Source organism: Micromonospora fiedleri, assembly GCF_016774385.1.
Taxonomy (GTDB): Bacteria; Actinomycetota; Actinomycetes; order Mycobacteriales; family Micromonosporaceae; genus Micromonospora; species Micromonospora gifhornensis.
Genome location: NZ_JAETXL010000004.1, coordinates 114,400 through 136,300, shown reverse-complemented (window position 1 = coordinate 136,300; position 21,901 = coordinate 114,400). Strand labels below are relative to the sequence as shown.

21 protein-coding genes are annotated in these 21,901 nt (G+C 69.9%); 19 read left to right on the top strand and 2 right to left on the bottom strand.

The features are described 5' to 3' along the window. Positions 1-21: 21 nt before the first annotated feature. Positions 22-873: a menaquinone biosynthetic enzyme MqnA/MqnD family protein gene (locus JMF97_RS11545; protein WP_203221589.1), complete on the top strand. Its 852-nt coding sequence runs from the start codon at positions 22-24 to the stop codon at positions 871-873. A gap of 209 nt (positions 874-1,082) precedes the next feature. Here JMF97_RS11545 and JMF97_RS11540 read toward each other — a convergent pair whose 3' ends face one another. Together JMF97_RS11540 and JMF97_RS11535 are read right to left on the bottom strand one after the other, a co-directional pair. Further along, positions 1,083-2,027, bottom strand: coding sequence for a serine hydrolase (locus JMF97_RS11540; RefSeq protein WP_203221588.1), 945 nt, complete (start codon positions 2,025-2,027; stop codon positions 1,083-1,085). Next, the gene (locus tag JMF97_RS11535; RefSeq protein ID WP_203221587.1) at positions 2,027-3,004 is read right to left on the bottom strand and encodes a hypothetical protein; all 978 of its coding nucleotides are present in this window, start codon (positions 3,002-3,004) and stop codon (positions 2,027-2,029) included. Before JMF97_RS11535 ends, JMF97_RS11540 begins: the two co-directional genes overlap by 1 nt. Before the next feature lie 364 nt (positions 3,005-3,368). Between JMF97_RS11535 and paaA the strand changes: the two genes are divergently transcribed. The 18 genes from paaA to nuoH all read left to right on the top strand — a co-directional run bounded on the left by paaA (position 3,369) and on the right by nuoH (position 21,901). After that, complete coding sequence (gene paaA / locus JMF97_RS11530) at positions 3,369-4,424, top strand: 1,2-phenylacetyl-CoA epoxidase subunit PaaA (RefSeq protein ID WP_203221586.1); 1,056 nt, start codon at positions 3,369-3,371, stop codon at positions 4,422-4,424. Continuing rightward, positions 4,421-4,708 carry a 1,2-phenylacetyl-CoA epoxidase subunit PaaB gene (paaB, locus tag JMF97_RS11525; protein ID WP_203221585.1) on the top strand — a complete coding sequence of 96 codons (288 nt, stop codon included), beginning with the start codon at positions 4,421-4,423 and terminating at the stop codon, positions 4,706-4,708. Before paaA ends, paaB begins: the two co-directional genes overlap by 4 nt. 55 nt (positions 4,709-4,763) lie before the next feature. Further along, on the top strand, positions 4,764-5,489 hold the full coding sequence (gene paaC, locus JMF97_RS11520) for a 1,2-phenylacetyl-CoA epoxidase subunit PaaC (protein ID WP_013731010.1): 726 nt from the start codon (positions 4,764-4,766) through the stop codon (positions 5,487-5,489). A gap of 20 nt (positions 5,490-5,509) precedes the next feature. Then, complete coding sequence (gene paaD / locus JMF97_RS11515) at positions 5,510-5,986, top strand: 1,2-phenylacetyl-CoA epoxidase subunit PaaD (RefSeq protein WP_203221959.1); 477 nt, start codon at positions 5,510-5,512, stop codon at positions 5,984-5,986. Next, positions 5,983-7,107 (top strand): 1,2-phenylacetyl-CoA epoxidase subunit PaaE, encoded by a 1,125-nt coding sequence (gene paaE / locus JMF97_RS11510; RefSeq protein ID WP_203221584.1) that lies wholly within the window; start codon positions 5,983-5,985, stop codon positions 7,105-7,107. The genes paaD and paaE overlap by 4 nt, the downstream gene beginning before the upstream one ends. 210 nt (positions 7,108-7,317) lie before the next feature. Next, complete coding sequence (mqnC, locus tag JMF97_RS11505) at positions 7,318-8,508, top strand: cyclic dehypoxanthinyl futalosine synthase (RefSeq protein ID WP_203221583.1); 1,191 nt, start codon at positions 7,318-7,320, stop codon at positions 8,506-8,508. Between the two features lie 292 nt (positions 8,509-8,800). Next, positions 8,801-9,988: a hypothetical protein gene (locus tag JMF97_RS11500; RefSeq protein ID WP_203221582.1), complete on the top strand. Its 1,188-nt coding sequence runs from the start codon at positions 8,801-8,803 to the stop codon at positions 9,986-9,988. 175 nt (positions 9,989-10,163) lie between these two features. Next, on the top strand, positions 10,164-10,874 hold the full coding sequence (locus tag JMF97_RS11495; protein WP_013731015.1) for a demethylmenaquinone methyltransferase: 711 nt from the start codon (positions 10,164-10,166) through the stop codon (positions 10,872-10,874). 60 nt (positions 10,875-10,934) lie between these two features. Beyond that, positions 10,935-11,147, top strand: coding sequence for a hypothetical protein (locus JMF97_RS11490; protein ID WP_203221581.1), 213 nt, complete (start codon positions 10,935-10,937; stop codon positions 11,145-11,147). Positions 11,148-11,240: 93 nt separating this feature from the next. After that, positions 11,241-12,515 (top strand): geranylgeranyl reductase family protein, encoded by a 1,275-nt coding sequence (locus JMF97_RS11485; protein WP_203221580.1) that lies wholly within the window; start codon positions 11,241-11,243, stop codon positions 12,513-12,515. A 97-nt stretch (positions 12,516-12,612) separates the two neighbouring features. Next, positions 12,613-12,978, top strand: a complete 366-nt coding sequence (locus tag JMF97_RS11480) for an NADH-quinone oxidoreductase subunit A (RefSeq protein WP_013731018.1) — start codon at positions 12,613-12,615, stop codon at positions 12,976-12,978. 13 nt (positions 12,979-12,991) lie between these two features. Continuing rightward, positions 12,992-13,669 (top strand): NuoB/complex I 20 kDa subunit family protein, encoded by a 678-nt coding sequence (locus tag JMF97_RS11475; protein ID WP_013731019.1) that lies wholly within the window; start codon positions 12,992-12,994, stop codon positions 13,667-13,669. After that, the gene (locus tag JMF97_RS11470; RefSeq protein WP_013731020.1) at positions 13,666-14,397 is read left to right on the top strand and encodes an NADH-quinone oxidoreductase subunit C; all 732 of its coding nucleotides are present in this window, start codon (positions 13,666-13,668) and stop codon (positions 14,395-14,397) included. The genes JMF97_RS11475 and JMF97_RS11470 overlap by 4 nt, the downstream gene beginning before the upstream one ends. Beyond that, a complete protein-coding gene (locus JMF97_RS11465) occupies positions 14,394-15,716 on the top strand; it encodes an NADH-quinone oxidoreductase subunit D (RefSeq protein WP_203221579.1) in 1,323 nt (440 codons plus the stop codon). The genes JMF97_RS11470 and JMF97_RS11465 overlap by 4 nt, the downstream gene beginning before the upstream one ends. Then, positions 15,713-16,750: an NADH-quinone oxidoreductase subunit NuoE gene (nuoE, locus tag JMF97_RS11460; RefSeq protein ID WP_013731022.1), complete on the top strand. Its 1,038-nt coding sequence runs from the start codon at positions 15,713-15,715 to the stop codon at positions 16,748-16,750. The genes JMF97_RS11465 and nuoE overlap by 4 nt, the downstream gene beginning before the upstream one ends. Continuing rightward, a complete protein-coding gene (gene nuoF, locus JMF97_RS11455; protein WP_013731023.1) occupies positions 16,747-18,063 on the top strand; it encodes an NADH-quinone oxidoreductase subunit NuoF in 1,317 nt (438 codons plus the stop codon). The genes nuoE and nuoF overlap by 4 nt, the downstream gene beginning before the upstream one ends. After that, positions 18,063-20,558: an NADH-quinone oxidoreductase subunit G gene (locus JMF97_RS11450; protein ID WP_203221578.1), complete on the top strand. Its 2,496-nt coding sequence runs from the start codon at positions 18,063-18,065 to the stop codon at positions 20,556-20,558. The genes nuoF and JMF97_RS11450 overlap by 1 nt, the downstream gene beginning before the upstream one ends. Further along, complete coding sequence (gene nuoH, locus JMF97_RS11445) at positions 20,555-21,901, top strand: NADH-quinone oxidoreductase subunit NuoH (RefSeq protein ID WP_203221577.1); 1,347 nt, start codon at positions 20,555-20,557, stop codon at positions 21,899-21,901. The genes JMF97_RS11450 and nuoH overlap by 4 nt, the downstream gene beginning before the upstream one ends.

The following is a 21,901-nucleotide window of genomic DNA, read 5'->3' as shown; positions in this document are numbered from 1 at the left end:
CGACGGGGATACGGTCGGGGCATGGTCGAGCGCGTCGCCCGCCCCCGGGTCGGGCACATCCAGTTCCTCAACTGCCTACCGATCTACTGGGGCCTGATGCGCTCCGGTGCCCTGCTCGACGTCGACCTGTACAAGGACACGCCGGACCGGCTCAACGCCGCGCTCGTCGGCGGTGACCTGGACATCGGGCCGATCTCCCTGGTCGAGTACCTGCGTCACGCGGACGAACTGCTGCTCCTGCCCGACCTGGCGGTCGGCAGCGACGGCCCGGTGCTGTCGGTCAACCTGGTCAGCACCCGCCCGCTGACCGAACTCGACGGGGCCCGGGTGGCCCTCGGCTCCACCTCGCGGACCGGAGTCCTGCTCGCGCAACTCCTGCTGCGCGAGCGGTACGGGGTGCAGCCCGAATACTTCCGCTGCCCGCCCGATCTGACCCAGATGCTGCTGGAGGCGGACGCGGCGGTGCTGATCGGCGACGTGGCCCTGCGCGCCCTCTACGAGGCACCCAGCCGTGGCCTGACGGTCACCGACCTGGGTCAGGCCTGGCGGGAATGGACCGGACTGCCGATGGTCTTCGCCGTCTGGGCCGCCCGTCGCGACTTCGCCGCCGCCCACCCCGGCCTGGTCAAGGGGGTGCACGACGCCTTCCTGCGCTCGCGTGACCTCTGCCTGGCCGAACTCGACCAGGTCGTCGAGTCGGCGGCCCGTTGGGAGCCCTTCGACGCGGCCACCCTGGCCTCCTACTACCAGGCGCTGGACTTCTCCCTGGGCGACCGCCAGGTAGCCGGCCTACGCGAGTTCGCCCGCCACGCCACCACCCTGGGCCAAACCCCCGCCCTCCCACCCCAAGGCCCCACCTTCTTCACCCCTTAACCCCACCCCCGCGCGCCTTCACGCCGCGCGCCCTCACGCCCTCCCCCCAAGCCCTCACGCTCCAAGCCCTCCGCGATCTTGCACTTTTGGTCGCCACTTTTCGGGCATAAGCCGCGTTTCGGCGACCAAAAGTGCAAGATCGACGGGGGAAGGGGGACGGCGCAGGGGGCGACGGCGTGAAGGAACGGCGGGGCGAGGGGGTGGGTGGGTCAGGGGGTGGGGGTTTGGAGGGCTCTGGTGATTTTTTGGCAGGTGGTCATGCCGTAGTCGTAGCCCTTGTTGATGGGGTAGCGGAGCATGACGCCCATCGTCCAGGTGTCGCCGATGGCCAGGCAGTTGACGTGGATCTCCTGCTCCTGCTCCCGGTCGACCCAGCCGTTCTTGATGGCAATCTTCTTGGCCTCCGCGGCCGGGAACGCCTTGCGGATGCCGAAGTCGCCGACACCGCGTACGAGTCGCATCTCGTTCAGCAGCCACTTGGTCCAGGTGGGGCCGGCCGCTCGGCCGTCGGCGATGCAGTTGCCGAGTCGGGCCACGTCCCGTGGGGACAATTCGGTGCGGCTCCACCCGAGGTCGCTGGAGACCTTGCTGTCGGTCAGGTCGCAGGTGGACAGCAGGCGCTTGATCGAGGCGGATTCGCCGATCTGCTTGTACAGCGTCTGGGTGCGTTCGTTGTCGCTGTCCCTGATGATTTTCGTCAGGTCGTCCAGCTTCGTGTCGGTCGGGGTCTGCCCGGCGTCGTCACTGCGCCGCAGGAAGTCGGCGACGATCCAGGACTTGATCAGGGAAGCCGTGGTGCTGGTCTCGTCCATGTTGTCCGAGCCGATGATCTCGCCCGACCGGCGGTCCAGCACGCTCCAGGCGTACCAGCCGTCGATGTCGAGGTCGAGTTCTTTCGCCTCGAACGGCAGCGGATCGGGCTGCGGTGTCGGGCTGGTGGAGGGCGGCGGGGGTCGGGTGCTGCGATCGGTCAGGTCGCTGCCGCGGCTGTCCGATGATCCTGCCTGCCCCCATTCGGCGGCGGCGGTGGATTCGAACGGCGAGCCGGGCAGCAGTCGTAAGGAGATCAGGATCAGACCGACCAGGACGGAGGTGATGGCGACGAGCCGTAATCGCGATGCCGTACGCGCACGGCGGCGGTTGCGGCCGGCCATCAGAGCTTGCCGATCGGCTGCTGGGGCACCTTGACGGCGGCACCGGGCTGCGGGGTCACGAGCTGCGCCGCCACGCTCGCGCAGACGTCAGCGCCATAGTCGAGCCCTTGAGTGTGTGGATAGCGAAGCATCACCGCAAGACTCCACCTCTCGGTCACTGCGAGGCAGTTGACGTGCCAGTTGCTGTCGTAGCCGAGCACTGTCCAGCCGTTCTTCATGCTGACCGGGCCCTGGCTGGTGATCGACTCGGGCAGGCCGTCGATGATGCCCCACCGACCGCCGCCCGAGCGGTCCTGTTGATCCTTGGCGGCGGTGCTGCCGCGTACCTTGCTCATCTCGCTGAGCACCCACTTGGTCCACTTGGGGCCGGCGGCCTTGCCGTCGGCGATGCAGTCGCCGAGGCGGACGGCGTCGCGCGGGGACATCTGGGTGAAGCTCCACCAGCCCTCGTAGCCGGGGACGCTGCCCCGCTTGGTGTCGGTGAGGCCGCAGATCTTGATTGCTCGTTTGACCACCGGCCCGGGCTGACCACCGGCCGGCACCGCGTACGAGCCGCCGGCGGCACGGTAGACGGCGTTCGTCGCATCGTCGTCGCTGTCCCGGATGGCCAGGCTGGAGGCCTTCTTCAGGGCTGCCGTCGGCTCCTTGTCGCCCAGTTGGCGTAGGTAGTCGGCGACGATCCAGGCCTTGAGCATGGACTCGGTGGAGCTGGTCGCGGCCATGTTCTTCGAGCCGGAGACCTTGCCCGTCTCACGATCCATGAGCGCCCAGGAGAAGTACTCCCCCTTGAAGTTCACCGAGACCTTGGCCGGCGCCAGGGTCGGTGGTGGCGGGGGCTGCGGGGTGGGTGCGGCGACGCTGGCCACCGCGCCGTCGCCCGTCCCGGCAGAGAGCCGGGCGTACGCGGCGGGCACCAACATGACGCCGCCGAGCAACAGTGCTGTGACGGCGAACACCATGGCCACGCGGGATCGCATGAGCGGGTGAGCTCCAGATGTCAGGCCGGGGGGCCGGCTTGTTGCCAGGACTGACCGGTCCGGGTCGCCTGCGGGCCGGGGGACTCTGGCCCTCTTCTGGTCGGCGATCGCCGCTAGCCGATCGGTGTGACGTGCGAAGTCTACGTGCGGATCGCCGGGTTGCCAGGTTTCGACACCGCCCAACCGGGCGCGAAGGCGGGTTAACGAACGGTTGTGAGCCAGTTGCGCTCATTTATGGGGAAAATTGTGAGCCAAGTCATAGCTGCTGAGCGTCACCTTTCATGCCCGCTGCGTAGCCCGATGCCGCTTCGCATTTCTGTGACACCCTCTGGTTTCTTGAGCTGCCAGCTGTAACACTTAGGGCATGTATGGCAATGACTTCTCGGGCGAGGACGCGCCCGGCGGCCTGCTCGGCGAGGTCGAAGCGGCGGAGGCGGCGCTGCGCGCTGCCGCGGAACGAGACCGGGGCGCCCCGGGTCAGGATGTCGATCTGGCCGCGTACTTCGCGGAGGTCATCGACGCCGACCAGAAGATCGAACCGCGCGACTGGATGCCCGAGGCGTACCGGCGGACGTTGATCCGCCAGATCGCCCAGCACGCGCATTCCGAGATCATCGGGATGCAGCCGGAAGGCAACTGGATCAGCCGCGCCCCGTCGCTCAAGCGCAAGGCGATCCTGCTGGCCAAGGTCCAGGACGAGGCCGGCCACGGTCTGTACCTCTACGCCGCGGCGGAAACCCTCGGCATCAGCCGGGACGAGTTGGTCGACCTGCTGCTCGAAGGCCGACAGAAGTACAGCTCGATCTTCAACTACCCCACCCTCACCTGGGCCGACGTCGGCGCCATCGGATGGCTGGTGGACGGCGCGGCGATCGTCAACCAGGTCCCGCTCTGCCGCTGCTCCTACGGCCCGTACGCGCGAGCGATGATCCGGGTCTGCAAGGAGGAGTCGTTCCACCAGCGGCAGGGCTACGAGATCCTGCACACCCTGGCGCACGGCACCCCGGCCCAGAAGGCGATGGCCCAGGACGCGCTGGACCGCTGGTGGTACCCGTCGCTGGCGATGTTCGGCCCGCCGGACAGCGACTCCACCCACTCCGCCCAGTCGATGGCCTGGAAGATCAAGCGCTTCTCCAACGACGAGCTGCGGCAGCGTTTCGTGGACATGTGCGTCGGCCAGGCCGAGGTGCTCGGGCTGACCATCCCCGACCCCGACCTGCGTTGGAACGACGAACGCCAGGCGTACGACTTCACCCAGCCCGACTACGACGAGCTGATGCGGGTCATCACCGGCGACGGGCCGTGCAACCGGCAGCGGATGGAGCACCGTCGTCGCGCCCACGCCGAAGGCGCCTGGGTACGCGAGGCCGCCGCGGCGTACGCGGCCAAGCAGGTAAGCAAGGAGAAGGTCGCGGCATGAGCCAGCACACCACCCCCCTCTGGGAGGTCTTCGTCCGGGCCCGGCGCGGGTTGGCGCACACGCACGTGGGCAGCCTGCACGCGCCCGACGCCGAGATGGCTCTGCGCAACGCCCGTGATCTCTACACCCGCCGCCAGGAGGGCGTGTCGATCTGGGTGGTGCCGGCGAGCGCGATCACCGCGTCCAGCCCGGACGAGAAGGACGCCTTCTTCGACCCGGCCGCCGACAAGATCTACCGCCACCCGACCTTCTACGAGGTCCCAGAAGGGGTGGCCCACCTGTGAGCGCGAGGAGTGAGCCGGGTTTGCGAGCCCCGCAGTCGCGAACGGAGACGTACCTGTGAACGGTCCGTTTGATTTCACACTTGCTCTCGGGGACGACGCGCTGATCGCGGCGCAGCGGCTGGCCGAGTGGACCACCCGGGCGCCGGAGATGGAAGAGGACATCGCGCTGGCCAACATCGCTCTGGACCAGCTCGGCGCGGCGCGGCTGCTGCTGTCGTACGCGGGCGAGTTGGAGGGCGCGGGCCGCGACGAGGACGCGCTGGCGTACCTGCGTGACGACCGGGAGTTCCGCAACTGCCTGCTGGTCGAGCTGCCCAACGGCGACTTCGCGGTGACCATGGCGAAGCTGCTCGTCCTGTCGGCCTACCAGCTGCCGCTCTACACCGCGCTGGCCGGGTGTGCCGACGAGCGGTTGGCCGCGATCGGCGGCAAGGCGCGCAAGGAGTCCGCGTACCACCTGGACCACGCCTCGCTCTGGGTGCGCCGGCTGGGCGACGGCACCGAGGAGTCGCACCGGCGGATGCAGGCCGGCCTCGACCAGGTCTGGCCGTACGTCCCGGAGCTGTTCGCCGCGCAGCCGCAGGCCCCGGTCGACCCGGCCACCCTGCGGGCCGACTTCGACGCGACGGTCTCGGCGGTGCTCGCCGAGGCGACACTCACCGTGCCCGCGCCCAGCTGGGCACCGGCCGGTGGGCGGGACGGTCTGCACACCGAGCACCTGTCGTTCCTGCTCGCCGAGATGCAGGTGCTGCATCGTGCCCACCCCGGTGCCCGCTGGTGAGTAGTGGCCAGGTGGCGACGGTGAACGCGGCCCACGAGGCCGTGGCGGCGGTGGTGGACCCGGAGATCCGGGTGATCACCATCGCCGACCTCGGCATCCTGCGCTCGGTCGAGGTGGAACCGGTGACCGGCCGGGTGGTGGTGACGATCACTCCCACGTACACCGGCTGTCCGGCGATGGACGTCATCCGCGCCGACATCCGCCGGGCCCTGGCCGTGGCCGGTCACCCCGACGCCGAGGTACGCACGGTGCACAGTCCCGCCTGGAGCACCGACTGGATCACCGACGCCGGGCGGGCCAAGCTGGCCGCCGCCGGCATCGCCCCACCCGCCCCGGTCCGCCGCGACGGGGTCGTCCCGTTGACCCTGGCCGTACGCTGCCCGCGTTGCGGGTCGCCGGAGACCGAGCAGCTCAGCCGCTTCGGCTCCACCGCCTGCAAGGCACTCTGGCGCTGCCGCGCCTGCTCCGAACCGTTCGACCATGTGAAGGCGCTGTGACTGTCACCATCACCCGCCCGGTCCGTCGCCGGCCGGTGTTCCATCCGCTGCCCGTCGTCGCAGTGGACCGGCTCACCGCCGACGCCGTCGCGGTCACCTTCGCGGTGCCCGAGGAGCTGCGCGCGGCCTTCGCGTTCCGCGCCGGCCAGCACCTGACGGTACGCCGCCCGCCCGCCGATGCCGCCGCGCTGCCCGATGGCGAGGACGTGCGCCGCTCGTACTCGATCTGCTCCACGCCCGAGGACCTGGCCCGGCACGGGCGGCTGCGCATCGGCGTGCGGGAGATCCCCGGCGGGGCCTTCTCGTCGTACGCCTGCGGGGCCCTGCGCAGCGGCGACACCGTCGAGGTGCTGCCACCGCTGGGTCACTTCACCACGGCGTTCGCACCGGACCGGGCGCGTCGCTACGGCGCGGTGGTCGCCGGTTCCGGCATCACCCCGGTGCTGTCGCTTGTCGCCACGGCCCTGGCCGTCGAGCCGGCCAGCACCTTCACCCTGGTGTACGGCAACCGTACGGCCAACAGCGTGATGTTCGCCGAGGAGTTGGCGGACCTGAAGGACCGCTATCCGACCCGGCTGCACCTGGTGCACATGCTCTCCCGCGAGCAGGGCGAGTCGCCGCTGCTGTCCGGACGCATCGACGCCGAGCGGCTGGGCCGCCTGCTGGACACCATCGTCCCCGGCGACGTGATCGAGGAGTGGTTCCTCTGCGGCCCGTACGGCCTGGTGGTGGACGCTCGTGAGGTGCTGGCCGGGCGGGGCGTGCCGGAGTCGGCGGTGCGCACCGAGCTGTTCCACGTCGACGCCGCACCCGAGCCGGTCCGCCGGCCGGACGAGTCGGCCGGCGGCACGGAGGTGACGATCGTGCTCGACGGCCGTTCGTCGAGCTTCACCATGCGCCGCGACGAGCGGGTGCTGGACGCCGCGCTCAAGGTCCGCGGTGAGCTGCCGTACGCCTGCAAGGGTGGGGTCTGCTCGACCTGCCGGGCGAAGGTGGTCTCCGGCGAGGTCGAGATGGCCCGCAACTATGCCCTGGAGCCCGACGAGGTGGCCGCCGGTTACGTGCTGACCTGCCAGTCCAGCCCGCGCACCGACACCCTCACCGTCGACTACGACGCCTAGCCGGGCAGGACCGCCCGCGTGAGCAGGTGGGACGGCTGGCCGCGGTGATCAACGCCGTTTCGGCGAAACGGTGGTTTCCGACCCTGGCGCATGCCGCCGTTTCGGCGAAACGGCGCGCGCAGCGTGGCGCGCAGGATCGACGAGGGGATTGCGTCACAGGTGGGGTGCGCCCCCGGGCCGTGCCGGGGTGCGCGGCGTAGGCTCGGGAGCGTGACGGAGAGCCGGGAGATCGACGACATCCTGCAGCGTGGCGCGGACGGCGGGCGGATCACGCCCGAGGAGGCCCTGCTGCTCTACACCGATGCGCCCTTCCACGCCCTCGGTGAGGCGGCGGACGCGGTGCGTCGGCGGCGCTACCCGGACAACATCGTCACGTACCTGATCGACCGCAACATCAACTACACGAACGTCTGCGTGACGGCGTGCAAGTTCTGTGCCTTCTACCGGGCGCCGAAGCACAAGGAAGGGTGGACCCACCCGACCGAGGAGATCCTGCGGCGCTGCGGCGAGGCCGTCGAGTTGGGCGCCACTCAGGTCATGCTCCAGGGCGGCCACCACCCCGACTACGGCGTGGAGTACTACGAGGAGTTGTTCTCCTCGGTCAAGAAGGCGTACCCGCAGCTCGCCATCCACTCGATCGGGCCGAGCGAGATCCTGCACATGGCCAAGGTGTCCGGGGTGAGCCTGGACGAGGCCATCGCCCGGATCAAGGCAGCCGGGCTGGACTCCATCGCCGGCGCCGGCGCCGAGATGCTGCCCGAGCGGCCCCGCAAGGCGATCGCGCCGCTGAAGGAGTCGGGCGAGCGCTGGCTGGAGGTCATGGAGCTGGCCCACCGGCAGGGCGTCGAGTCGACCGCGACGATGATGATGGGCACCGGCGAGACCGCCGCCGAGCGGATCGAGCACCTGCGGATGATCCGCGACGTGCAGGACCGTACCCAGGGCTTCCGGGCCTTCATCCCGTGGACGTACCAGCCGGAGAACAACCACCTCAAGGGGCGTACCCAGGCCACCACCCTGGAGTACCTGCGCCTGGTGGCGGTGGCCCGGCTCTTCTTCGAGACCGTGCCGCACCTGCAGGCGTCCTGGCTGACCACCGGCAAGGACGTCGGCCAGCTCGCGCTGCACATGGGGGTCGACGACCTCGGCTCGATCATGCTGGAGGAGAACGTGATCTCCTCGGCCGGCGCACGACACCGGTCGAACCTGCACGAGCTGATCGGGATGATCCGCTCCGCCGACCGGATTCCGGCCCAGCGGGACACGCTCTACAACCGGCTGGCCGTGCACCGTACGCCTGCCGACGATCCGACCGACGAGCGCGTGGTGTCCCACTTCTCCTCGATCGCGTTGCCGGGCGGCGGTGCGGGTCGTTCGCTGCCGTTGGTCGAGGCGAACTGAGCCTCCGCAGTTGACGGTCGGCGGTGGTGTCGTGACGGTGGGTCGCGTGGTGTGCGGCCCATCTCATCGGCCGAATGGACCATCGGGCCCATCTGTCCGGCCGGGTGTGCGAGGCCGTTAAGAATCGGCTGCTGATACGGCCGGGCGGTAACGGTCATCGATTCGGCCGATCCTTAAATAAAGATTAGCTGACCAGTTCCTCCGTGGTGGTGTTGCGGGGTGGCGCGGTTGATCGATGACCGATAACGTCCCCGCCCGTACATTTCTCACACCCCACGGGGGAGACCATTTCATGATCTTCCGTACCCACCGCGCCGCGAGCCTCGCCGCAGCCGCGTTGCTCGCCTCGGCCGGTGTCACCGCTCTCGGCGCACCGGCCCACGCCGCCGGCACCGAGACGGACCTGGCGATCACCGCCGCCGGCACCCGGATGACCGACGGCGTCGAAGGCAAGGTCGCCTGGATCAAGATTGCGAACCAGGGTGAGGGCACGCCGCGCAAGGTGCTCGTCAACGTCGACGTCTCCAAGATGGACGACGAGAAGATGCTGTTGGTGCCGATCACCTCGGGTGAGTGCGAGGCCAGCGGCGATTTGAAGCTCGAACTGTTCACCTGCGAGCTGGACAAGGACGAGATCCCCGCACCGGGTGGGACCACCGAGGTGCCGATCGTCCTGCTCAAGATGGACCCGGAGGTCACCGGACCGCTGACCGCGCCGGTGACCATCAGCATCGAGTCCGACGACGACACCGACGACAGCAACAACAGCATCGAGGTCGATGTTGAGCTGACCCCGGAGAGCGGCGTCGACCTCGGTGTGATCGTGCCGGACGTGAAGACCCGTCTGGACCTCGACACCGGCGAGGAGAAGGGTCCGCTGCGCCCGGGCGACAGCACCGGGGTGTACAGCGAGGTCATCAACCAGGGCGACCAGGTCGCCAAGGGCCTCAAGCTGACCTACCAGCTGCCCGAGGGCGTGACGTTCGGGCGGATCGACGGCTGCGAGGTCGACTCCGACGGACGCACCGCGACCTGTGAGGACAAGGACTTCCTGCTCGAGCCCGACACGATCCTGTGGCTCGCGCTGCCGATCACGGTGGACGAGGACCTCGAGGCACCGATCACCCTGAAGGGCGGCTCGCTGGAGGCCACCGCGTTCGGTGCCCTGCCGGTCGACGCGCCGGCCATCCACAAGGGTGCGGCCAAGCCGGCCTTTGCGAAGGCCCAGGTGCGTAAGGTCGAGGAGTCGGACTTCGCCGACCTCGACCCGTCCGACAACACCGACGATTTCGCGGTGATTCTTCCGGCTCCGGCCGGTGGCGGCGGCGGTGGCGGCGGCCTGCCGGTCACCGGTGTGCAGGCCGGTCTGATCGGTGGCGTCGGTGCGGCCGTGGTGGTCGCCGGTGCCGTGCTGTTCCTGCTGTCCCGCCGTCGCCGGGTGGTCCTGGTGACCCCGGGTGACGAGAAGACCAACGCCTGAGGCTCGTCCTCTATCGGCCCGCAGGGGCCGTTCACATAACGCAAGGCAGTCAGGGCGAGATGGGTGACCATCTCGCCCCAACTGTGTGCGGAGCGTGTCGCCGGGTGGTGAAGATCGCCGACATCAGGCGACCCTGGCGGTGATCCGGCACCGGCCGGGCTGGCAGAGTGGAGGGGTGAGCCGTTCCCCGCAGGGCCAGCGCGCCAGCCTGGACAAGCAGCCGCACGAGGTCGCCGCGATGTTCGACGGCGTGGCGGCCCGCTATGACCTGACCAACACCGTCCTCTCCTTCGGCCAGGACCGGTTCTGGCGGCGGGCCACCCGGTCCGCGCTCGAACTGCGCCCCGGTGACCGGGTGCTCGACGTCGGCGCGGGCACCGGTGTCTCCACGGAGGAACTGGCCCACTCCGGGGCGTACGCGGTCGGTGCCGACCTGTCGCTCGGCATGCTCTACGCCGGCAAGCGCACCCGGCCGCAGGTGCCGCTGCTGGCCGGGGACGCGCTGCGGTTGCCGTTCGCCGACGCCAGCTTCGACGCGGTGACGATCTCCTTCGCCCTGCGAAACGTCAACGACACCGACGCCGCGCTCCGCGAACTGGCGCGGGTGACCCGTCCGGGCGGCCGGCTGGTGGTCTGCGAGTTCAGTACGCCGGTCAACCCGGCCTTCCGTACGGTCTACCTGTCGTACCTGATGCGGTCGCTGCCCGCGGTGGCGCGGTCTGTCTCCAGCAACCCCGACGCGTACGTCTACCTCGCCGAGTCGATCCGGGCCTGGCCCGATCAGGCGGCCCTGGCCGCCCGGGTGCAGGCGGCCGGCTGGGGTCGGGTGGCCTGGCGCAACCTGACCGGCGGCGTGGTGGCCCTGCATCGCGGCATTCGGCAATGATTGGCGATATTTAGGGGAAAATCGGTCATTCGGCCTGATTTGCGGCTTACGCTGGCCGGCATGACGGATCCGAGGGATGTGGCCGACGGCGACGCCGCCGAGTTGGTGGAGCAGTTGCGGGATCTGGCCGGCGCGGATCCGGCGGAGGTGCGGCAGGTGGTGTCCGAGGTGCTGGCGGCCCTGGACCGGGCGGCGGGAGGTGCCCTGCGCGAGCACCTGCCGGAGACGATCCGGGCTGGTCTCGACGCGGCCAGCCCGGTCCCGCGAGGTTAGGTAGCCCTAACAAACCGAGCGTACGGCCACAGTCATAGACTCGTCCCGGCTGGCTTGTGAAGCATTTCACGAGCGCGCGGGGAGGAGGCGCAAATGACCGCGGTGGAGAACGACGCCGACGTGATCGTCGTGGGCGCCGGTCCCGGTGGTTCGGCGACCGCTTACCACCTGGCTCGGCACGGCGTACGCGTGCTGCTGCTGGAGAAGACCGAGTTCCCTCGGGAGAAGGTCTGCGGTGACGGGCTGACCCCCCGCGCGGTGCGCCAACTGATCCGGATGGGCGTGGACACCTCGACCGAGGCCGGCTGGTTGCACAACCGGGGCCTGCGGGTCATCGGTGGTGGCGTCCGGCTGGAACTCGACTGGCCGGATCTGGCCAGCTTCCCGAACTACGGCCTGGTGCGGACCCGCCTCGACTTCGACGACCTGCTCGCCCAGCGGGCGGTCTCCGCCGGTGCCGACCTGCGCACCAGCGTCAACGTCATCGGCCCGGTACTCGACGGCAACGGCCGGGTGATCGGCGTCGAGGCCGAGACCGGCCCGGACAAGGCCCCCGCCACCTTCCACGCGCCGCTGGTGGTCGCCGCCGACGGCGTCTCCGGTCGGTTCCCCCTCGCACTGGGACTGGCCAAGCGCGAGGACCGTCCGATCGGCGTGGCGGTGCGCCGCTACTACCGCTCCGAGGTCCGGCACGACGACGACTACCTGGAGTCGTGGCTGGAACTGCGGGCCAAGGGCACCGGCGAACTGCTGCCCGGGTACGGCTGGATCTTCGGCCTCGGTGACGGCCGGGTCAACGTCGGGCTCGGCATCCTGAACTCCTCCTCTGCCTTCGGCAAGACCAACTACCGACGGCTGCTCACCGACTGGTTGGCCAACACCCCACCGGAGTGGGGCATGACCGACGAGGCGAACGCCGAAGGGCCGACCCTCGGCGCGGCGCTGCCGATGGGCTTCAACCGGGTGCCGCACTACACCCGTGGCGTCATGCTGGTCGGCGACTCCGGCGGCATGGTCAACCCCTTCAACGGCGAAGGCATCGCGTACGCGATGGAGTCCGGCGAACTGGCCGCGGAGGTCGCGGCGCAGGCGCTGGCCCGACCGGCCGGTGCCGAGCGGGAGCGGGCGCTGATGGCCTACCCGCAGGAGCTCAAGACGCGCTTCGGCGGCTACTACCGGCTCGGCGGGATCTTCGTGAAGCTGATCGGCCGACCGGAGGTCATGCGGGTGGCGACGAAGCACGGCATGCCGCACCCGACGCTGATGCGCTTCGTGCTCAAGCTGCTGGCCAACCTCACCGACCCCCGGGGCGGTGACGCGATGGACCGGGTGATCAATGCGATGACCCGGGTCGCGCCAGCGGTCTAGGACGCAAGGCCACCCCGCCGAAGGTCGTCGGGTGGGATGTGAATAGTGTGAATTTCGCCAACGAACGAGGGCAGGGAAGGACGAGCAGGAGAAGAATATGTCGCTCTCGCCTTACGTACCCATCATCGGGCTGTTCGCCCTTGCCGCGGCCTTCGCGCTGTTCTCGACGGTCGCCACCCGGTTCACCGGGCCTCGGCGCTACAACCGAGCAAAGCTCGAAGCCTACGAGTGTGGAATCGAGCCTAGCCCGCAGCCGATCGGCGGCAGTCGCTTTCCGGTCAAGTTCTACCTGACGGCGATGCTGTTCATCGTCTTCGATGTGGAAATGATCTTCCTTTACCCGTGGGCCGTCTCTTTCGACGCCCTGCCGGTGTTCGGGCTCGTGGCCATGTTCGTGTTCATCGGTGCGGTCTTCGTCGCGTACGCCTACGAGTGGCGTCGCGGCGGCCTGGACTGGGACTGAGGGAGGAACCCAGATGGGTATCGAGGAAAAACTTCCCGCCGGTGTCCTGCTCACCTCGGTGGAGAAGCTGGTCAACTGGTCGCGCAAGTCCTCGGTCTGGGGCGCCACGTTCGGCCTGGCCTGCTGCGCGATCGAGATGATGGCCGCCGGTGGGCCGCACTACGACATGGGCCGCTGGGGCATGGAGGTCTTCCGGGCCTCGCCCCGCCAGGCCGACCTGATGATCGTCGCGGGCCGGGTCAGCCAGAAGATGGCCCCGGTGCTGCGCCAGATCTACGACCAGATGGCCGAGCCCCGCTGGGTGCTCTCCATGGGCGTCTGCGCCAGCAGCGGCGGCATGTTCAACAACTACGCCATCGTGCAGGGCGTCGACCACGTCGTACCGGTCGACATGTACCTGCCCGGCTGCCCGCCGCGGCCGGAGATGCTCATCGACGCGATCCTCAAGCTGCGCGAGAAGATCGGCCACGAGCCGCTCGGAGCGAACGGTCGCAAGATGCTGGCCGCCCGCGAGGCACGCGGTGACGTGCCGGTGGTGCCGTACGGCTCGATGCCGTCGTCGTACCGCAGCGACAAGGCCCGGCGGGCCGAGTGGACGAAGGCCGTCCGCGAGGGCCGCGAGGAGCAGCTGCGGATCGAGAACTGGATGAAGGCCCAGAACCACCTCCAGCCGTACCGGGGGATCAAGTGACTGACTCCAAGCCGAGCACCGGCGGCGTACCGGTTCCGGTGACGCCGGCCGGGGCGACCAGTGGCGCTCCCGCCGAGCTTCCTCCGTCGGCACCGGCCGGCCGGGGCATGTTCGGCAACCAGGGCAGCGGTGACGTCTCCGGTTTCGGTGGCCTGGTCCGGCCGCAGCGCACCATCGAGGACTCGCCCCGACCGTACGGTGGCTACTTCGACGAGGTCCGCGACGCGCTGGAGGAGGCGTACCCGGCCTTCGGCGAGGCGATCGAGCACGTGGTGGTCGACCGCGGCGAGCTGACCCTGCACATCCGGCCGGAGCGCATCGCCGAGGTCTGCCAGGTGATGCGGGACGACCCGGCGCTGCGTTTCGAGCTCTGCTCCTCGGTCTCCGGGGTGGACTACCTCGGCGCCGACGCCCGCCGGCTGCACGTGGTCTACCAGCTGACCTCGATGACCTACCGGCGGCGGGTCCGGTTGGAGGTCGCCGTCTCCGTCGAGGAGCCGCACCTGCCGAGTGTCACCGCCGTCTACCCGACGGCCGACTGGCAGGAGCGGGAGGCGTACGACATGTTCGGCGTCATCTTCGACGGCCACCCGGCGCTGACCCGGATCCTCATGCCGGACGACTGGGAGGGTCACCCGCAGCGTAAGGACTACCCCCTCGGCGGTGTGCCCGTGGAGTACAAGGGCGCCGAGATCCCGCCGCCCGACAAGCGGAGGTCTTACCAATGACGTCCAACTACGCCACCGAACGCGAGACCACCGAGGGTCGCGTCTTCAACGTCACCGGCGGGGACTGGGACGACGTGGTGTCGGGGGTCGACCCGATCAACGAGGGTCGCATCGTCGTCAACATGGGTCCGCAGCACCCGTCCACGCACGGCGTGCTCCGGCTGGTCTTGGAGCTGGAGGGCGAGACGGTCCGCGAGGCCCGCTCGGTCGTCGGCTACCTGCACACCGGCATCGAGAAGAACCTCGAGTACCGCAACTGGGTCCAGGGTTCGACCTTCGTGACCCGGATGGACTACCTCTCGCCGATCTTCAACGAGACGGCGTACGCGCTCGCGGTGGAGAAGCTGCTCGGCATCACCGACGAGGTGACCGAGCGGGCCAACACCATCCGGGTGCTCATGATGGAGCTGAACCGGATCTCCTCGCACCTGGTCTGGGTGGCCACCACGGCCATGGAGCTCGGCGCGATCAACATGATGCTCTACGGCTTCCGGGAGCGCGAGTACATCCTGGAGATCTTCGAGCTGATCACCGGGCTGCGGATGAACCACGCGTACGTCCGGCCGGGCGGTGTCGCCCAGGACGTGCCGGACGAGGCGATCGTCAAGATCCGCGACTTCCTCAAGCTCCTGCCGAAGCGGCTCAAGGAGTACGAGGACCTGCTCTCCGGTCAGCCGATCTGGCTGGAGCGGACGCGCGAGGTCGCGGTGCTCGACGTGACCGGCTGTGTGGCGCTGGGCGTCACCGGCCCGGTGCTGCGCTCCGCGGGCCTGGCCTGGGACCTGCGCAAGACGATGCCGTACTGCGGCTACGAGACGTACGAGTTCGACGTGCCGACGCACGCCGACGGTGACGTCTGGGGCCGCTACCTGGTCCGGATGGCCGAGATGCGGGAGTCGCTCAAGATCATTGAGCAGGCGGTCGACCGGCTCAAGCCCGGCCCGGTGATGGTGGCCGACAAGAAGATCGCCTGGCCGGCGCAGCTGGCCATCGGCGTCGACGGCATGGGCAACTCGCTGGAGCATGTTGCCAAGATCATGGGGCAGTCGATGGAGTCCCTGATCCACCACTTCAAGCTGGTGACGGAGGGCTTCCGGGTGCCGCCGGGCCAGGTCTACGTGGCGGTCGAGTCGCCCCGTGGCGAGCTGGGCGTGCACGCGGTCTCCGACGGTGGTACCCGGCCGTACCGGGTGCACTACCGGGAGCCGAGTTTCGTCAACCTCCAGGCCCTGCCGGCGATGGCCGAGGGCGGCCTGATCGCCGACGTGATCGCCGGCGGCGCTTCGCTGGACCCCGTGATGGGAGGTTGTGACCGGTGACTACGGTCTTCACCGACGAGACCCGGGCCCGGGCGCGGGAGATCATCGCCCGCTACCCGGCCGACCGGTCGCGCTCGGCCCTGCTGCCCCTGCTGCACCTGGTGCAGTCCGAGGAGGGCTATGTCTCCCCGGCCGGCGTGGCGTTCTGCGCCGAGGTCCTCGGCCTGAACAAGGCCCAGGTCGGCGCGGTCGCCAGCTTCTACACCATGTACAAGCGCCGGCCCACCGGCGACTACCTGGTCAGCGTCTGCACGAACACCATGTGCAACGTGCTCGGTGGCCAGGAGGTCTACGACACCCTCGCCGAGCACCTGGGCGTCGGGCATGACGAGACCACCGAGGACGGCAAGATCACGCTGGAGCACGCCGAGTGCCTGGCGGCCTGTGACTACGGCCCGGTGATGACCGTCAACTACGACTTCTTCGACGGAGTCGACCCGCAGGGCGCGGTGGGCCTGGTCGACGAGCTACGGGCCGGCAACCGGCCCACGCCGAGCCGGGGCGCCCGCCTCTGCACCCTCAAGGAGATGTCGGTCCAGCTCGCCGGGTTCGCCGACGAGCGCGAGGGCGCGGTCGCCGACGGCGTGCCGGGCGAGCCTTCGCTGCGCGGCCTGCGGCTGGCGCAGCAGCACGGCGTCTCGGCACCGGGCTTCGACCCGAACACCCCGATCCGCAGCAGCAAGGCCGGTGACAAGCCGGCCCCGGCCACCCCGCCGAAGGCGGCACCGACCGGGACCACCGCGCCCGACGTCGCGGCTCCCGACCGCAAGTCGCCGCAGCTGCGTACGGCCGAGACCCGCCAGCCGGACGCGAAGACCGCCGTGCCGGACGCTCCCGGCACGAAGGTCCCGACCGACGGTGCGGCACCCGGGCCGCGGGACGCCCAGGCGGCGGAGGCGGCCGGTGTGGCGGCCAACAAGCCGGCCAGCGACGCCAAGCCCGCCGGCGACGACGCCGAGGCGCAGGAGCGCAACCTCAGTGAAGCGGAGTCCACCGGCCGTGGCTCCGCGAACGACAAGGGGGGTCAGAAGTGACCACGCCTCGGCCGGAGACCCTGGCCAAGCTGACGCCGGTGCTGACCAAGCGCTGGCTGTCGCCCGACGCCTGGCAGATCGGCACCTACGAGAAGCTCGACGGCTACGCGGCGCTGCGCAAGGCGCTCAAGGCCCACCCGGACGACCTGATCCAGCTGGTCAAGGACTCCGGTCTGCGCGGCCGTGGCGGCGCGGGCTTCCCGACCGGCCTCAAGTGGGGCTTCATCCCGCAAGGTGACGGCAAGCCGCACTACCTCGTGGTGAACGCCGACGAGGGCGAGCCGGGCACCTGCAAGGACCTGCCGCTGATGACGCACGACCCGCACTCGCTGGTCGAGGGCGTGATCATCGCGTCGTACGCGATCCGGGCCAACCGGGCCTACATCTACATCCGGGGCGAGGCGGTGCACGCCGCACGTCGACTGCGCAACGCCGTCGAAGAGGCGAAGGCCAAGGGCTACCTGGGGAAGAACATCCTGGGCAGCGGCTTCGACCTGGAACTGGTGGTGCACTCCGGCGCCGGGGCGTACATCTGCGGCGAGGAGACGGCGCTGCTGGACTCGCTGGAGGGCTTCCGCGGCCAGCCTCGGCTGCGTCCGCCGTTCCCGGCCACCCACGGCCTGTACGCCAGCCCCACCGTGGTCAACAACGTCGGCACCATCGCCAGCGTGCCGTACATCGTGCTCGGTGGCGCGGACTGGTGGAAGTCGATGGGCACGGAGAAGTCCGCCGGCCCGATGATCTACTCGCTCTCCGGGCGGATCGCCAACCCCGGCCAGTACGAGTGCGGCCTCGGCATCACCCTGCGCGAGCTGATCGAGCTGGCCGGCGGGATGCAGCCGGGGCACAACCTGCGGTTCTGGACCCCGGGTGGCTCGTCGACCCCGCTGCTCACCGCCGAGCACCTGGACGTGCCGCTGGACTTCGAGGGTGTCGCGGCGGCCGGGTCGATCCTCGGCACCACGGCCACCCAGATCTTCTCCGACCAGGACTGCCCGGTCTACGCGACCTACCGGTGGCTGGAGTTCTACCACCACGAGTCGTGCGGCAAGTGCACCCCGTGCCGGGAGGGCAACTACTGGATGGTGCGGGTCTACCGCCGCATCCTGGCCGGTCAGGGCACCCACGACGACCTGGACACCCTGCTCGACACCTGCGACAACATCCTCGGTCGCTCGTTCTGTGGCCTGGGTGACGGTGCCACCAGCTCGGTGACCTCCTCCCTGAAGTACTTCAAGCAGGACTACCTCGACTACATCGAGGGCCGGACTGCGCCGAAGTTGTCCGACAAGCAGTTGGTGGGAGCCCACTAATGACGGACGTAGCGAAGTCGACCGAGACGGTCACCCTCACCATCGACGGTGTCGAGGTCACCGCCCCCAAGGGTGCGCTGCTGATCCGGGTGGCCGAGCAGATCGGCACCGAGATCCCCCGGTTCTGCGACCACCCGCTGCTGGCCCCGGCCGGCGCCTGCCGGCAGTGCCTGGTGGAGGTGGAGGGGCAGCGCAAGCCCGTCGCCTCCTGCACCCAGACGGTGGCCGAGGGCATGGTGGTTCGTACCCAGCTCACCTCCCCGGTCGCCAAGAAGGCGCAGGAGGGGGTCATGGAGCTGCTGCTGCTCAACCACCCGCTCGACTGCCCGATGTGCGACAAGGGTGGCGAGTGCCCGCTGCAGAACCAGGCCATGTCGACCGGGCGCACCGACTCCCGGTTCCACGAGCACAAGCGGGAGTACCCGAAGCCGCTGCCGATCAGCACCCAGGTGCTGCTCGACCGTGAGCGGTGCGTGCTCTGCCAGCGCTGCACCCGGTTCTCCGAGGAGATCGCCGGCGACAAGTTCATCGACCTGATGAACCGCTCGTCCGCCGAGGAGATCAACATCTACCGGGACGAGGCGTACGGTGAGGAGGGCGACGAGGGGGACGTCCCGTTCAACTCGTACTTCTCCGGCAACACCGTGCAGATCTGCCCGGTCGGTGCGCTGACCGGCACCCAGTACCGGTTCCGCGCCCGCCCGTTCGACCTGGTCTCCACGCCCAGCGTCTGCGAGCACTGCTCGGCCGGCTGCGCCCAGCGCACCGACTGGCGGCGGGGCAAGGTGCTGCGCCGGCTGGCCGGCGACGACCCGCAGGTCAACGAGGAGTGGAACTGCGACAAGGGCCGCTGGGGCTTCCAGTACGCCCGGGCCACCGACCGGCTCACCACCCCGCTGGTCCGCGACCAGAGCACCGGTGAGCTGCGGGAGGCTTCCTGGAGCGAGGCGCTGCGCGTCGCCGCCGAGGGTCTGCGGGCCGCCCGTGACGGAGGCCAGGGTTCGGCGGTGCTCACCGGCGGCCGGCTGACCGTCGAGGACGCCTACGCGTACGCGAAGTTCGCCCGGGTCGCACTGAACACCAACGACATCGACTTCCGGGCCCGGCCGGTCTCCCGCGAGGAGGCCGACTTCCTGGCCAGCACGGTCGCCGGCAGCACCGACGTCACCTACGCCGACGTCGAGAAGGCCCCGGCCGTGGTGCTGGTCGGCTTGGAGCCGGAGGAGGAGTGCCCGATCCTCTTCCTGCGCCTGCGCAAGGCGTACCTGAAGAACAAGCTCAAGGTGTACGCGATCGCCCCGTTCGCGACCCGCGGCCTGGAGAAGCTCGGCGCCAAGCTGGCCCGGGTGGTGCCGGGCGAGGAGGCCGGGGTGCTCGCCGAGCACGCGACGGTCGCCGAGGCGCTCAGCGCCGAGGGCGCGATCCTGATCGTCGGCGAGCGACTGGCCAGCGTGCCGGGCGGGCTCTCCGCCGCCGCCGAGGTGGCCGCGCGTACCGGCGCGAAGCTGGCCTGGGTGCCGCGGCGCGCGGGTGACCGTGGCGCGGTGGACACCGGCTGCCTGCCCAACCTGCTGCCCGGCGGGCGTCTGGTCACCGAGCCGGCCGCCCGTGCCGAGCTGGGTGAGGCCTGGGACATCCCGGCCGGGGTGATCCCGAGCCAGGCCGGTCGGGACACCGACGGCATCCTCGCCGCCGCCGCGGCGGGTCAGCTCGGTGCCCTGGTGGTGGCCGGCGTCGACCCGGCCGACCTGGCCGACCCGCGGCTGGCCGAGCAGGCCCTGGACGCGGTGCCGTTCCTGGTCAGCCTGGAGCTGCGGGCCACTGCGGTGACCCGCCGGGCGGACGTCGTCCTGCCGGTCGCGCCGGTGGTCGAGAAGGCCGGCAGCTTCCTGGACTGGGAGGGCCGGCTGCGTCCGTTCGACGCGGTGCTGACCACCGCCGCGATGACCGACGGTCGGGTGCTCGACGCGCTCGCCGCGCAGCTGGACGTGCGGTTGGGCACCGGGGACGTGCTGAGCGTCCGCCGCGAGCTTGGTGGACTGCCGCAGACCAGGACGACCCGGCCGAGCGCCCCGTCGGTCACGCCGACCGCGGTGCCGCAGCCGGGTGCCGGCGAGGCGGTCCTGTCGACCTGGCACCAGCTGATCGACCTGGGCAGCCTCACCGACGGTGACGAGCACCTGGGTGGTACCGCCCGTCCGCCGGTGGTCCGGCTGGGCAAGGGCACCGCCGAAGCGCTCGGTGTCGCCGACGGCGACCCGGTGACGGTGGGCACCGACCGGGGGGCGTTGACCCTCCCGGCGGCGATCACCGAGATGCCGGACGGGGTGGTCTGGCTGCCCACCAACTCGCCCGGTGCGACCGTGCGGCGCAGCCTGGGCGCGACCTCCGGCGCAGTGGTGCGGATCTCCGCGCCCGGCACGACCGAGTCGGTCGCCGCCGACGCGGCCGGCCGTCCGGGCCCGCTCCTCAACTCCTCCGGGGGTGTCGCATGATCCCGCTCGCTCAGCCACCGTCGCTGACCGACTTCGGCCACGACCCGTGGTGGCTGATCCTCGGCAAGGTCGTCTTTGCCTTCGTCGTCGCGCTGCTCGGCACGCTGCTCGGTGTCTGGTTCGAGCGACGGGTCGTGGGGCGGATGGCGGTGCGGCCCGGCCCGAACCAGCTGGGCCCCTTCGGTCTGCTCCAGACCCTCGCCGACGGCCTGAAGATGGCCTTCAAGGAGGACATCCTCCCGAAGGCCGCCGACAAGGTCATCTACTTCATCGCCCCGGCCATCTCGATGATCTGCGCGGTCACCATGCTGTCGGTGATCCCGTTCGGCCCGATGGTGAGCATCTTCGGCCACCAGACGCCGTTGCAGGTCACCGATGTGTCGGTGTCGGTGCTGGTGGTGCTGGCCCTGTCGTCGATGGCGGTGTACGGCATCGTGCTCGCCGGTTGGGCCTCCGGTTCGACCTACCCGCTGCTCGGTGGTCTGCGCTCCACCGCCCAGCTGATCTCGTACGAGGTGTCGCTGGGCCTGTCCATCGTGGCGGTCTTCATGCTCGCCGGCACGATGTCCACCAGCGAGATCGTGGCCGCACAGGGGCAGGGCGTCACGCTCAACCTGTTCGGCGCCGAGCTTCCCGGCCCGGGCTGGTTCGCGCTGCTGCTCTTCCCGAGCTTCGTGGTCTTCCTCATCTCCATCGTCGGTGAGACCAACCGGCCGCCCTTCGACATGCCCGAGGCGGAGTCGGAGCTGGTGGCGGGCTTCATGACCGAGTACAGCTCGCTGAAGTTCGCGCTGATCATGCTCAGCGAGTACGTCGCGATGGTGGCCATGTCGGCGTTCACCGTGACGCTCTTCCTCGGCGGCTGGTACGCGCCGTGGCCGATCAGCATCTGGTCGGGTGCCAACTCCGGTTGGTGGCCGCTGCTCTGGTTCTTCGCCAAGGTCATCCTGCTGGTCTTCGTCTTCGTCTGGCTGCGTGGCACGCTGCCTCGGCTGCGCTACGACCAGCTCATGCGCCTCGGCTGGAAGGTCCTCATCCCGGTCAGCCTGGTCTGGATCGTCTTCCTGGCCACCTGGCTCAAGGTGCAGGACTGGGAGCGCAACGACCGGCTGGTGGTGTTCGGCATCCTCGGCGGTATCGCACTGATCGCCGCGCTGTTCTGGCCGAACCGCAAGCCGGAGCAGAAGCCGACCGTCGCCGAGCAGGTCGAGAACCGGCCGCAGGGCAGCTTCCCGCTGCCTCCGCTGGATCTTCAGGTACCACCGAGCCCGCGCACCCGGCGCATGGTCGCCGAGCGGGAGCCGGCCAACGCCCCCGCCGGCCAGGACTCTGAGGAGGTGTGA

Excerpts from the sequence above, each read along its gene's own strand:
- JMF97_RS11480 (WP_013731018.1), top strand. The coding sequence starts at position 12,613 with ATGTCGCTCTCGCCTTACGTACCCATCATCGGGCTGTTCGCCCTTGCC.
- JMF97_RS11500 (WP_203221582.1), top strand. The coding sequence starts at position 8,801 with ATGATCTTCCGTACCCACCGCGCCGCGAGCCTCGCCGCAGCCGCGTTG.
- nuoH (WP_203221577.1), top strand. The coding sequence starts at position 20,555 with ATGATCCCGCTCGCTCAGCCACCGTCGCTGACCGACTTCGGCCACGAC.
- JMF97_RS11475 (WP_013731019.1), top strand. The coding sequence starts at position 12,992 with ATGGGTATCGAGGAAAAACTTCCCGCCGGTGTCCTGCTCACCTCGGTG.
- JMF97_RS11535 (WP_203221587.1), bottom strand. The coding sequence starts at position 3,004 with ATGCGATCCCGCGTGGCCATGGTGTTCGCCGTCACAGCACTGTTGCTC.
- JMF97_RS11465 (WP_203221579.1), top strand. The coding sequence starts at position 14,394 with ATGACGTCCAACTACGCCACCGAACGCGAGACCACCGAGGGTCGCGTC.
- paaB (WP_203221585.1), top strand. The coding sequence starts at position 4,421 with ATGAGCCAGCACACCACCCCCCTCTGGGAGGTCTTCGTCCGGGCCCGG.
- paaA (WP_203221586.1), top strand. The coding sequence starts at position 3,369 with ATGTATGGCAATGACTTCTCGGGCGAGGACGCGCCCGGCGGCCTGCTC.
- JMF97_RS11485 (WP_203221580.1), top strand. The coding sequence starts at position 11,241 with ATGACCGCGGTGGAGAACGACGCCGACGTGATCGTCGTGGGCGCCGGT.
- JMF97_RS11540 (WP_203221588.1), bottom strand. The coding sequence starts at position 2,027 with ATGGCCGGCCGCAACCGCCGCCGTGCGCGTACGGCATCGCGATTACGG.
- JMF97_RS11490 (WP_203221581.1), top strand. The coding sequence starts at position 10,935 with ATGACGGATCCGAGGGATGTGGCCGACGGCGACGCCGCCGAGTTGGTG.
- JMF97_RS11545 (WP_203221589.1), top strand. The coding sequence starts at position 22 with ATGGTCGAGCGCGTCGCCCGCCCCCGGGTCGGGCACATCCAGTTCCTC.
- JMF97_RS11450 (WP_203221578.1), top strand. The coding sequence starts at position 18,063 with ATGACGGACGTAGCGAAGTCGACCGAGACGGTCACCCTCACCATCGAC.